This is a genomic window from Kocuria cellulosilytica (genome assembly GCF_040981245.1).
GTDB lineage: Bacteria > Actinomycetota > Actinomycetes > Actinomycetales > Micrococcaceae > Kocuria > Kocuria cellulosilytica.
This window is the reverse complement of record NZ_JAVFWZ010000002.1, coordinates 269,432-281,052: the sequence shown is the minus strand read 5'-3', so window position 1 is coordinate 281,052 and position 11,621 is coordinate 269,432. Positions and strand designations below refer to the sequence as shown.

8 protein-coding genes are annotated in these 11,621 nt (G+C 72.7%); 6 read left to right on the top strand and 2 right to left on the bottom strand.

What is annotated here, in order from left to right; genetic code table 11:
* The first annotated feature begins 63 nt into the window (after window positions 1-63).
* The 6 genes from RCG67_RS03855 (at window position 64) to RCG67_RS03830 (ending at window position 8,516) form a co-directional block, all read left to right on the top strand.
* Window positions 64-1,254, top strand: a complete 1,191-nt coding sequence (locus RCG67_RS03855; protein WP_368824907.1) for an NAD(P)/FAD-dependent oxidoreductase — start codon at window positions 64-66, stop codon at window positions 1,252-1,254.
* Between the two features lie 33 nt (window positions 1,255-1,287).
* On the top strand, window positions 1,288-2,697 hold the full coding sequence (gene hglS / locus RCG67_RS03850; protein WP_368824906.1) for a 2-oxoadipate dioxygenase/decarboxylase: 1,410 nt from the start codon (window positions 1,288-1,290) through the stop codon (window positions 2,695-2,697).
* 155 nt (window positions 2,698-2,852) lie between these two features.
* Window positions 2,853-4,379, top strand: coding sequence for an L-piperidine-6-carboxylate dehydrogenase (amaB, locus tag RCG67_RS03845; RefSeq protein ID WP_368824905.1), 1,527 nt, complete (start codon window positions 2,853-2,855; stop codon window positions 4,377-4,379).
* Window positions 4,380-4,589: 210 nt separating this feature from the next.
* Window positions 4,590-5,159, top strand: coding sequence for a hemerythrin domain-containing protein (locus RCG67_RS03840; protein ID WP_368824904.1), 570 nt, complete (start codon window positions 4,590-4,592; stop codon window positions 5,157-5,159).
* 233 nt (window positions 5,160-5,392) lie between these two features.
* A complete protein-coding gene (gene clpB, locus RCG67_RS03835) occupies window positions 5,393-8,008 on the top strand; it encodes an ATP-dependent chaperone ClpB (RefSeq protein WP_368824903.1) in 2,616 nt (871 codons plus the stop codon).
* A 283-nt stretch (window positions 8,009-8,291) separates the two neighbouring features.
* Window positions 8,292-8,516 carry a DUF3073 domain-containing protein gene (locus RCG67_RS03830; RefSeq protein ID WP_058873771.1) on the top strand — a complete coding sequence of 75 codons (225 nt, stop codon included), beginning with the start codon at window positions 8,292-8,294 and terminating at the stop codon, window positions 8,514-8,516.
* Window positions 8,517-8,663: 147 nt separating this feature from the next.
* On the opposite strand, the gene purM is transcribed toward RCG67_RS03830, so the two are convergent.
* Window positions 8,664-9,821 (bottom strand): phosphoribosylformylglycinamidine cyclo-ligase, encoded by a 1,158-nt coding sequence (gene purM / locus RCG67_RS03825; RefSeq protein WP_368824902.1) that lies wholly within the window; start codon window positions 9,819-9,821, stop codon window positions 8,664-8,666.
* 1 nt (window position 9,822) lies between these two features.
* Window positions 9,823-11,619: an amidophosphoribosyltransferase gene (gene purF / locus RCG67_RS03820; RefSeq protein ID WP_368824901.1), complete on the bottom strand. Its 1,797-nt coding sequence runs from the start codon at window positions 11,617-11,619 to the stop codon at window positions 9,823-9,825.
* Window positions 11,620-11,621: the final 2 nt, after the last annotated feature.

Sequence of the window (11,621 nt, the reverse complement as noted above, 5' to 3'; positions counted from 1 at the left end):
ATGAGCTGGAGTGGTCGGGCCCCGGGGCGCCCTCCGCGCGGAGCAGTGCCGAGGGAGGTCACCGTGCCGGACCAGATCGTCCCGCTGGACCCGGGCTTCGCCACGGTCCAGCCGCCGGCGGCCGACGTCGTCGTCGTCGGCGGCGGGATCATGGGCCTGAGCGCCGCCTGGCACCTCGCGTCCCGGGGCGTGCGCAACATCGTGCTGGTGGAGCGCGCCGAACTGGGCAGCGGGTCCTCCGCCAAGCCCCTGGGCGGTGTCCGGGCCAACTTCTCCGACCCCGGCAACATCGAGCTCGGCCGCCGCTCGCTGGAGGCCTTCCGGCAGTTCCCCCAGCGGTTCGGGACGGACATCGGCTTCCAGCAGGTGGGCTACCTCTTCCTCTGCCGGTCCGGGGCGGAGGCCGCCGACCTGGAGGGGGCCACCGCGGTCCAGAACGCGCTGGGGGTCGACAGCCGCATGGTGTCGCCCGCCGAGGCCGCCGAGATCAACCCGCTGCTGGACCCCGCCGCGCTGGTGGGGGCCTCGTTCTCCCCGGGGGACGGGTTCGCCGCCCCGGGGGCCGTGGTCGCCGGCTACGCCGCCGCCGCCGTCGAGCTCGGGGTGACGGTGCTCGACCGCACCCAGGTGCTGGACATCCAGTGCACCGGGGACGCCGTCGAGTCGGTGACCACCCAGCGGGGCACGATCCGCACGGCTGCGGTGGTGTGCTGCGCGGGGGCGTGGAGCGCCGGGATCGGGGCCATGGCCGGGGTGGACCTGCCCGTGACCCCGGTCCGGCGGCTCATCGGCCTGACCCGCCAGCGGCCCGTCCCGTACCCGCGGGTGCCCTTCACGCTGGACCTCTCGACCACGTTCTACCACCACAACTACCGCAACGGCCTGCTGCTGGGCATCTCCCACGAGCAGGAACCCGGCTTCGCCCGGGAGTTCGACTTCAGCTGGCTGCCCGAGCTCAACGCCGCCGCCGCCGTCTGCGCGCCGCAGCTCGAGCACCCCGACCTGGAGGGCGGCTGGGCGGGTCTCTACGAGAACACCCCGGACCGCAACGCGCTCATCGGCGAGGCGCGGGGGCTGCCCGGCTTCTTCTACGCCACCGGCTTCTCCGGGCACGGCTTCCTGCAGGGGCCGGCGGTGGGCGAACTGGTGGCCGACCTCTACCTGGGCCGCCCGTCCTTCCTGGACCCGCGCCGCTTCTCCGCCGACCGCTTCCGCGCCGCCGAGTCCGTGCTGCGCGAGGTGAACATCATCTGAGCCGTCCCGCACCCGACGAGAGGAACCCCCGCCATGACCTTCCAGCAGCCGTGGCAGCTGCGGGCCGAGTTCGCCCGACGGCTGTCGACGATGTACGGCCGGGAGGTGCCGGCCTACACCACCCTGGTCGACGTCTCGGCGGCCGTGAACGAGGACTTCCTGGCCCGCCGCGGCGCGGAGGCGGAACGGCTGGGCAGCATCGACCGCGTCACGGCCGAGCGCCACGGCGCGATCCGGGTGGGCTCCCCGCGCGAGATGGCACAGGTGGCCCGGGTCTTCGCCGCCTTCGGAATGCACCCGGTGGGCTTCTACGACCTGCGCGACGCCTCGGCCTCCTCCGTGCCGGTGGTCTCCACCGCCTTCCGTCCGACCGATCCCGAGGAGCTGGCGAGGAACCCGTTCCGGGTCTTCACCTCCATGCTGGCCGCCGACGACCCCCGCTTCTTCGGCCGAGAGCTCCGGCAGCGGCTGCAGGAGTTCATCGACCGCCGCACCCTCTTCCCGCCGGAGCTGCTGGCGCTGGCCGACCGGGCCACGGAGCACGGCGGTCTCGAGGAGACCGACGCCGAGCGGCTGCTGGACCAGGCCACCGCCGCGTTCGAGCTCTCCGGCGACCCGGTGGACCACGCCTGGTACCGGGAGCTCGAGAAGGTCTCGGCGGTGGCCGCCGACATCGGCGGGGTGACCACCACCCACATCAACCACCTCACCCCGCGGGTGCTCGACATCGACGACCTCTACGCCCGCATGGAGGCCCTCGGGATCACGATGATCGACGAGATCCAGGGCCCGCCCCGCTGGGACGGCCCCGACGTGCTGCTGCGCCAGACCTCCTTCCGGGCCCTGGCCGAGGAGCGGGTGTTCCGCTTCCCCGACGGCACCGTGGGTCCCGGTGCGCTGCGGGTGCGCTTCGGGGAGGTGGAGCAGCGCGGCATCGCCCTCACGCCCACCGGGCGCGACCTCTACGACCGGATGGTCGCCGAGACCGACCGGCGCCTGGCCGCCGGGGAGGGCGGCGGCATCCGGGTGGACGTGGCCCGCGCCGTGTGGGAGGAGCACCTGCCCCGCACCGAGCAGGAGCTGGCCGTGCAGGGCCTGGCGTACTTCAGCTACACCCTCGACGAGAAGGCCCTGGCCCGCGCCGGGCACGCCGTCCCCGACCCGGACTCCGGCCTGGACAGCCTGGTCGAGGCCGGCATCGCGGTGCCGGAGCCGATCGTCTACGAGGACTTCCTCCCGCGCTCGGCCGCCGGTATCTTCCGGTCCAACCTCACCGACGAGGGCTCCCGCGACGACGCCCAGACCGGCACGGACTACGACCTCACCGTCATGTCCGAGGTCGTCGGGCGGGCGGTGGCCGACCCGCACGACCTCTACCGGCGCCAGCAGGACGGCTCGATCGCCCGGTTGCGCGAGCAGCTCTCCGCCGTCGTCGCGCGCTGACCCCGCAGCGGCGAACCCGGAACCCCGACCCCCGGGTCCCGATCCCGGATCCCAGCCCCACCCCCGACCCCGAACCCCGACCCCCGGGTCCCGCGCCTGCCGCGGAAGCCGGACCCCAGCCCGTTCGAGCACCCGTCAGCACCAGGAGGAGCACCATGTCCCAGACCGTCCAGGAGACCACCCTCGCCGCCGAGGTCCGCCGCGCCCTCCGGGCGTGCGGCGTCGATGCCGACGCCCTCTCCGGCCCGCTCGAGGCCCGCAGCCCGCTGACCGGCGAGGTGCTCGTGACGCTGCCGCAGGCCGGCGAGGAGGACGTCACCGCGGCCGTCGGCGCGGCTCACCAGGCTTTTCCGCACTGGCGGGACGTCCCGGCGCCGGTGCGCGGGAACGTGGTCAAGCGGTGGGGCGAGCTGCTCACCGAGCACAAGGAGGACCTCGCCGTGCTCGTGCAGGCCGAGGCCGGCAAGATCACCTCCGAGGCCCTCGGCGAGGTCCAGGAGATGATCGACATCTGCGACTTCGCCGTCGGGCAGTCCCGCATGCTCTACGGCAGGACCATGCCCTCCGAGCGCCCCGGGCACCGGCTCATGGAGACCTGGCACCCGCTGGGCGTGGTGGGCGTCATCTCCGCCTTCAACTTCCCCGTGGCCGTCCACTCCTGGAACACCGCGCTCGCCCTGGTCTGCGGGGACACCGTGGTGTGGAAGCCCTCCGAGGCGGCCGTGCTCTGCGCCCTCGGCGCCGACGCACTGCTGCGCCGTGCCGCCGAGGACTGCGGGGCGCCGGACGGGATCCACCAGCTCGTGCTCGCCGACCGCGCGGGCGGCGAGCGCCTCGTGGACGACCCCCGCGTCGCGCTGGTCTCGGCGACCGGGTCGGTCCGGATGGGGCGGGAGGTCGCCCCGCGCGTGGCCGCCCGCTTCGGCCGGGCCCTGCTCGAGCTGGGCGGCAACAACGCCGCGATCGTCGCGCCCAGCGCCGATCTCGACCTCGCCCTGCGCGGGATCGTGTTCTCGGCCGTGGGCACCGCCGGGCAGCGCTGCACCACGCTGCGGCGGCTCATCGTGCACGAGTCCGTCGTCGGGACCCTCGTCGAGAAGCTCGTGCAGGCCTACGGAACCCTGAACATCGGGGACCCCCGCGATCCCGCAACGCTCGTGGGCCCGCTGGTCGGCGAAAGCGGCTTCGACGCCATGCAGCAGGCCCTGCGCGACGCCCAGGACCAGGGCGGCACGGTGCTCACCGGCGGGACCCGGGTGCTGGCCGAGGAGCACCCCGGCGCCTTCTACGTCGAGCCGGCCATCGTGCGGATGCCCGCCCAGAGCGCGATCGTGGCGGAGGAGACCTTCGCCCCGATCCTCTACGTGCTCAGCTACAGCGAGTTCGCCGAGGCCATCGAGCTGCAGAACGGGGTGCCGCAGGGGCTGTCCTCGGCGGTCTTCACCAACGACCAGCTCGAGGCCGAGCGGTTCCTCTCCTCGGCCGGCTCCGACTGCGGCATCGCCAACGTCAACATCGGCACCTCGGGCGCGGAGATCGGCGGGGCGTTCGGCGGGGAGAAGGAGACCGGCGGCGGCCGGGAGTCCGGCTCGGACTCGTGGAAGGCCTACATGCGCCAGGCCACCAACACCGTCAACTACTCCGGGCAGCTGCCCCTGGCCCAGGGCGTGCAGTTTCTCTGAGACGCCGTTGCACGCCCGGTCCGGGGCGGCGGCCGACCGCCCCGGGCCGGGCGTCATCCGCCGGCGAGGTCTGGTCCGCGGCCGTCGCCGTGACCTAGGGTCGTAGATGGTCAGCACACTGCTGAACGGCGGCACGGGGCCGTGCGGCGCGCGGGCGCCCGCGCCGCCGGCCGCGGAACCGCGCACCACCACGTCAAGGAGGCACGTCCCATGACCGACACCCACGCTTCGGGAACGGATGTCGTCGACATCCTCACCGCCGACCACCGGGAGATGCTCGAGCTGCTCGGCCAGATCGAGGGCACCGCGGACGCCGGCCGGCGCAGGGACCTGGCCGACACCGTGATCGCGGAGGTCATGCGCCACGCCGTCGCGGAGGAGATGCACGTCTACCCGGCCATGGCGAAGCACCTGCCGGACGGCGCCGAGGAGGTCGAGCACGACAAGCAGGAGCACGACGAGCTCGTGCAGGTCATGAAGCAGGTGGAGGGCGTCGACGCGTCCGAGCCCGCGTTCCTGGAGCTGATCCGGGAGATGCAGTCGCAGCTGCGCCACCACATCGAGGACGAGGAGTCGGACCAGTTCCCGAAGCTGCGGGCGCACATCCCGGCCGGGGATCTGGTGGAGCTGGGCGAGAAGGTGGAGACCGCCAAGAAGGTCGCGCCCACCCGGCCGCACCCCCACGCGCCGCACTCGGAGCTGTTCCACAAGACCATCGGACCCGGCGTCGGCATGGTCGACCGGCTCCGCGACAAGCTGACGGGGCGGAGCACCGGCTAGACCGCCGGGCCGCACCGCCCGTTCGCCGGCGGCCCCTGTCGGACGAGCTCCCCGAGCTCGTCCGACAGGGGCCGTTCGCGTGCTGCAGGCGCCGACTCAGGGGGCAGGAATACGCTCTGTTCCTCCAGGGTTGAGTGGGATAGACTCAGGTTAACTGAACTGCTCGGCCGCACCCGCAGAGGAGCAGCGCCCGGGTCGGTTCGTCCGCGACCGTCCACCCACAAGGAGCCGCAGTGGAGACCAAGTTCACCACCAAGTCCCAGGAGGCGCTCTCCGCCGCCTCCACCAACGCCTCGACCGCGGGCAACCCGCAGGTCGAGCCCGCCCACGTCCTCAAGGCCCTCATGGACCAGCGCGAGGGCGTGGCCGTCGCGGTCCTGAAGGCGACCGGGGCCGACGTCGACGCCGTCTCGGCCCAGGCCAGCGCCGCCATCAAGGCCCTGCCCTCCGCGTCCGGGGCCGCCACGGCCCAGGCCCAGTTCAACCGGGGCGCCCTGCAGGTCATCCAGACCGCGGAGCAGTTCGCCCGGTCCCTCGGTGACGAGTACATCTCCACCGAGCACCTCCTGTACGGCCTCGCCCAGCAGGAGGGGAAGGTCGGCGGCATCCTGCGGGACGCGGGTGCCGGACCCGACCAGCTCAAGACCGCCGTCCCGTCCGTGAGAGGAGACCGCCGCGTGACCACCCCCGACCCCGAGGGCACGTTCCAGGCGCTCGAGAAGTTCGGCACCGACCTGACCGCCATGGCCCGCGAGGGCAAGCTGGACCCCGTCATCGGGCGGGACTCCGAGATCCGGCGCGTGGTGCAGGTGCTCTCGCGCCGCACCAAGAACAACCCCGTCCTGATCGGCGAGCCCGGCGTCGGCAAGACCGCCGTCGTCGAGGGCCTCGCCCAGCGCATGGTCGCCGGGGACGTGCCCGAGTCGCTGCGCGGCAAGACGCTGATCTCCCTGGACCTCGGGTCCATGGTGGCCGGCGCCAAGTACCGAGGTGAGTTCGAGGAGCGGCTCAAGGCCGTGCTCGAGGAGATCAAGCAGTCCGAGGGCCGGATCGTCACCTTCATCGACGAGATCCACACCGTGGTCGGCGCCGGCGCCGCCGAGGGCTCGATGGACGCCGGGAACATGCTCAAGCCCATGCTGGCCCGCGGCGAGCTCCGCCTGATCGGGGCGACCACCCTGGACGAGTACCGCGAGAACATCGAGAAGGACGCCGCCCTGGAGCGCCGCTTCCAGCAGGTCTACGTCGGGGAGCCCTCCGTGGAGGACTCCGTGGCGATCCTGCGCGGGCTCAAGGAGCGCTACGAGGCCCACCACAAGGTGCAGATCGCGGACTCCGCGCTCGTCGCGGCGGCCGCGCTGTCCAACCGGTACATCCCCGGCCGGCAGCTCCCGGACAAGGCCATCGACCTGGTCGACGAGGCCGCCTCGCGGCTGCGCATGGAGATCGACTCCGCGCCGGAGGAGATCGACCAGCTGCGCCGCGCCGTCGACCGCCTGACCATGGAGGAGCTGGCCCTGGAGCGCGAGACCGACCCCGCGTCGGTCGAGCGCCTCGCCGCGCTGCGCCAGGAGCTGGCGGACAAGAGGGCGGACCTCGACGCCCTCAACGCCCGCTGGGAGGAGGAGAAGGCCGGCCTGAACCGAGTCGGCGACCTCAAGGAGCGGATCGACAACCTGCGCTCGCAGGCGGAGATGGCCCAGCGCCACGGCGACCTCGCGGAGGCCTCCCGGCTGCTCTACGGGGAGATCCCCGCGCTGCAGAAGGAGCTCGACGTCGCCCAGGAGCAGGAGGACACCTCCGTCCCGCACGACACCATGGTCTCCGAGGAGGTCACGGCCGACGACGTGGCCGAGGTGATCTCGGCCTGGACCGGGATCCCCGCCGGGCGCATGCTCCAGGGCGAGACCGAGAAGCTGCTGCACATGGAGGAGGTGCTCGGGAAGCGGCTCATCGGCCAGCGCCGTGCGGTGCAGGCCGTCGCGGACGCCGTGCGCCGCTCGCGCGCCGGGATCTCCGACCCGAACCGGCCGATCGGCTCCTTCCTGTTCCTGGGCCCCACCGGTGTGGGCAAGACCGAGCTCGCGAAGTCCCTGGCGGAGTTCCAGTTCGACGACGAGCGCGCGCTGGTGCGGATCGACATGTCCGAGTACGGCGAGAAGCACACGGTCTCCCGGCTGGTCGGCGCCCCTCCGGGGTACGTCGGCTACGAGGAGGGCGGCCAGCTCACCGAGTCCGTGCGGCGCCGGCCGTACTCGGTGGTCCTGCTCGACGAGATCGAGAAGGCCCACCCGGACGTCTTCGACATCCTGCTGCAGGTGCTCGACGACGGGCGGCTGACCGACGGGCAGGGGCGCACGGTGGACTTCCGCAACGTGATCCTCATCCTCACCTCCAACCTGGGCAGCCAGTTCCTGGTGGACCAGACCATCGAGCCCGAGGCGAAGAAGCAGGCGGTGATGAACGTGGTCAACGCCTCGTTCAAGCCCGAGTTCCTCAACCGGCTCGACGACGTGATCCTGTTCGACCCGCTGTCCACGTCCGACCTGTCGAAGATCGTGGACATCCAGGTCGCGCAGCTGGCCGAGCGCCTGGGGCAGCGCCGGCTGTCCCTGGAGGTCACCCCGGCGGCCACCGAGTGGCTGGGGCTCACCGGCTACGACCCGGCCTACGGCGCCCGGCCGCTGCGCCGGCTGGTGCAGCGGGAGATCGGGGACAAGCTCGCCAGGGCGATCCTCTCCGGGGCGGTCGTGGACGGCGACACGGTCCGGGTGGACGTCGACGCCGACGTCGTGGCGGACGGGCTCACCGTCACCGCCGTGGCGGAGGAGGCCCGCGCCGCGCGCTGAGCCGCGGGACCGTGCGCGCCGTGCGCAGCGGCGCGCACGGCCCCGCAGGGCAGGGGCGGAGCTCCGTCCGGGCCCGGCGCCGGTCCGTCACCGCCGCTCCCGGACGGGGTTCCGCCCGCCTCCCGTGAGGTTGCCGACAGTCCACCGCACGGGCCGCCGGGCGGGCGCAACGGACTGACAAACCATGTACCCTGGTCTCACGAACCATTCATACGACATTTCCGGGGCCGTACTCTGTGCCTGAGTGCCGCCGTCCGGACCAAGAGACAGAGGGGGTCACGCCATGGGGCGCGGCCGTCAAAAGGCGAAGGCGACACGGCAGGCGCGGGAGATGAAGTACTTCAGCCCGCAGACCGACCTCACAGCACTCCAGCGGGAACTGCGCGGCAGTGAGCAGATGCCCCCGTTGCGGGAGCCGGTCCAGGAGACCGTCGAGGAGGACGAGGACGAGTACTCGGCCTACGTCGACAAGTACGCCGACGACTACGACGAGGACTACCGCCGGTAAGCGCCGGGAACTCCCCTCGTCTCCACCGAACGACGCAACAAGGTGCCCGTCCAGGACGAGCACCTTCTTCGCGTGTCCGCAGCACAGGAAGAGCCCCGCCGGCCGGCGGGGCTCTTCCTGTGCTGCTTGTTGCTCCGCGGCGCCGGGTCAGCCCGTGTAGGCGTTGACCATGCGCACCGCGCCGCCGTCCACGCCCTTCGCGCCCTGCACCCAGTCGGGCCCGCCGTGGTCGGCGTCGGGGTCGAGCTCGCCCACGGTGCCCATGACCCACGAGGGCAGGCCGCGGGCGGTGAGGTGCGCGACGGCGTCGTCGGCCACCGCCGGGTCGACGATCGCGACCATGCCCACGCCGAGGTTGAGGGTGCGCTCGAGATCGGGCAGCGGGACGTTGCCGAGCTGGCTGATGAGCTGGAAGATCGCGGGCAGCTCCCAGGTGCTGCGGTCCACCGTGGCCTCGAGCCCGCCGGGCAGCACCCGGGCGAGGTTCGCGGCGAGGCCGCCGCCGGTCACGTGGCTGAAGCCGCGGACACCGTGGCCCGTGCTCCGCTCGGGTCCGTTGACGGGGAAGGCGGCGACGAGGTCCAGGACGTCCGCGGCGTAGACGCGCGTGGGCTCCAGCAGCTCCTCGCCCAGGGTGCGGCCGAGCTCGGAGACCTGCCGGTCCAGCGACCACCCGGCCACGTTGATGACCTTGCGCACCAGGGAGTACCCGTTGGAGTGCAGGCCGGAGGAGGCCATGCCGATGACCACGTCGCCGGCGCGCACGCGGTCGGGGCCCAGCAGCTCGTCGGCCTCGACCACGCCGGTGGCGGCTCCCGCGACGTCGTACTCGTCCGGGCGCAGCAGGCCCGGGTGCTCGGCGGTCTCCCCGCCGACCAGGGCGGTGCCGGCCTGCTCGCAGGCCGCGGCGATGCCGCGCACGATGTCCGCGACCCGCTCGGGCACCACGCGGCCGGTGGCGATGTAGTCGGTCATGAACAGGGGCTTGGCGCCCACCACGACGATGTCGTCGACGACCATGCCCACGAGGTCGAAGCCGATCGTGTCGTGCACGTCGAGCGTCTGGGCGATCGCGACCTTCGTGCCCACGCCGTCGGTCGAGGTGGCGAGGTAGGGCTTGCGGTAGGCGAGCAGCTCCGAGACGTCGTAGAGCCCGGCGAACCCGCCGACCCCGCCGATCACGTGGGGGGTGTGCGTGGCCTTGACCGCGCTCTTCATGAGCTCGACGGCGCGGTCTCCCGCCTCGACGTCCACGCCCGCGCTGGCGTAGGTGACGGTGCGGTTCGTGGAGGGGGGCTGGGCCATGTCAGGCGTCCTTCGCGGTCTCGTGCTGGGCGGCGTGCTGGGATCCGGGGGATGCGGCGGGCCCGGGAGCCGGTCCGGCTGCGGGTCCGGCGGGGACGCGGTCCTCGGGCAGGATCAGGTCCTCGAGGTCGGAGTCCGGTCCGGGGTCGCACCCGGTGGAGGTCTCCTGCACGCCCGGGTCCTCGTCGGAGATGCTGGTGCGCTCGGCGGGCCGGGGGGAGCGGCCGTCGGTGGCCGAGGGGCGGGTGTCGATGGACACGGCGGAGGCGTGCTCCGGCCGCCGCGCCACGGACGGCCCGCCCGGAGCACGGCGGGGCGAGGAGTCCACGGGCGTGCCGCGGGTCTCGAACACGTTCTTGCCGAGCTTGTCCGCGTCCGGCAGCCGGGTGGGATAGGTCCCGGAGAAGCACGCGGTGCACAGCTCGGTGCGATCCTGCGCGGTGGCGGCGATCATCCCGTCCTCGGAGATGTAGCCGAGGGAGTCCGCGCCCAGGGACGCTCTGATCTCCTCGACCCCGAGGCCGTTGGCGATCAGCTCGGCGCGGGAGGCGAAGTCGATGCCGTAGAAGCACGGCCACTTGATGGGCGGGGAGGAGATCCGCACGTGGATCTCGGCGGCCCCGGCCTCCCGGAGCATCCGGATGAGGGCGCGCTGGGTGTTGCCGCGCACGATGGAGTCGTCGATGACCACGAGCCGCTTGCCCGCCACCACGGACTTCAGCGGGTTGAGCTTGAGCCGGATGCCGAGCTGGCGGATGGTGTCCGAGGGCTGGATGAACGTCCGCCCCACATAGGCGTTCTTGACCAGGCCGTTGCCGAACGGGATGCCGGACTCCTCGGCGTAGCCGATGGCGGCGGGGGTCCCGGACTCGGGGGTCGGCATGACGAGGTCCGCGTCGATCCCGTGCTCCCGGGCGAGCCGGCGGCCCATCTCCACGCGGGACTCGTACACGGAACGGCCGTTGATGGTGGTGTCCGGGCGGGCCAGATAGACGTACTCGAACACGCACGCGGCGCGGCGGGTCTCGGCGAAGCGCTGGGAGCGCAGGCCGTGCTCGTCGATCACCACGAACTCGCCGGGCTCGATCTCGCGGACCAGTGACGCGCCCACGATGTCCAGGGCGGCGGTCTCCGAGGCCACCACCCAGCCGCGTTCGAGCCGGCCGAGCACCAGCGGGCGGATGCCCTGCGGGTCGCGGGCGGCGTAGAGGGCGTTCTCGTCCATGAAGGCCAGGCAGAAGGAGCCCACGAGCTGGGGGAGCAGGTGCATGGCCGCGTCCTCGAGGGAGCCGTGCGGGTGCTCGGCCAGCAGCGCGGTGACCAGCGCGGTGTCCGTGGTGTTGCCCTGCGCCATCTCGCCCTGGGAGGGGAACCCGGACTTGTCGATCAGCTTCTCGTACAGCTCGGCCGAGTTGGTCAGGTTGCCGTTGTGCGCGAGCGCCACGGTGCCGTGCGGGGTGGCGCCGAGGGTGGGCTGGGCGTTGGCCCAGTGGGACCCGCCCGTGGTCGAGTACCGGCAGTGGCCCACGGCCAGGTGCCCGGTCAGGGTGGTGAGGGTCGCCTCGTCGAAGACCTGCGAGACGAGCCCCATGTCCTTGTACACCGCGATCCGGCTGCCGTCGCTCGCGGCGATGCCGGCGGACTCCTGGCCGCGGTGCTGCAGGGCGTAGAGGCCGTAGTAGGCCAGTTTCGCGACCTCCTCGCCGGGGGCCCAGACCCCGAACACGCCGCACGCGTCCTGGGGACCCTTCTCTCCGGGGAGCAGGTCGTGGCTGAGCTGTCCATCAGGGCGAACCACGT

Excerpts from the sequence above, each read along its gene's own strand:
- RCG67_RS03840 (WP_368824904.1), top strand. The coding sequence starts at position 4,590 with ATGACCGACACCCACGCTTCGGGAACGGATGTCGTCGACATCCTCACC.
- amaB (WP_368824905.1), top strand. The coding sequence starts at position 2,853 with ATGTCCCAGACCGTCCAGGAGACCACCCTCGCCGCCGAGGTCCGCCGC.
- hglS (WP_368824906.1), top strand. The coding sequence starts at position 1,288 with ATGACCTTCCAGCAGCCGTGGCAGCTGCGGGCCGAGTTCGCCCGACGG.
- RCG67_RS03830 (WP_058873771.1), top strand. The coding sequence starts at position 8,292 with ATGGGGCGCGGCCGTCAAAAGGCGAAGGCGACACGGCAGGCGCGGGAG.
- purM (WP_368824902.1), bottom strand. The coding sequence starts at position 9,821 with ATGGCCCAGCCCCCCTCCACGAACCGCACCGTCACCTACGCCAGCGCG.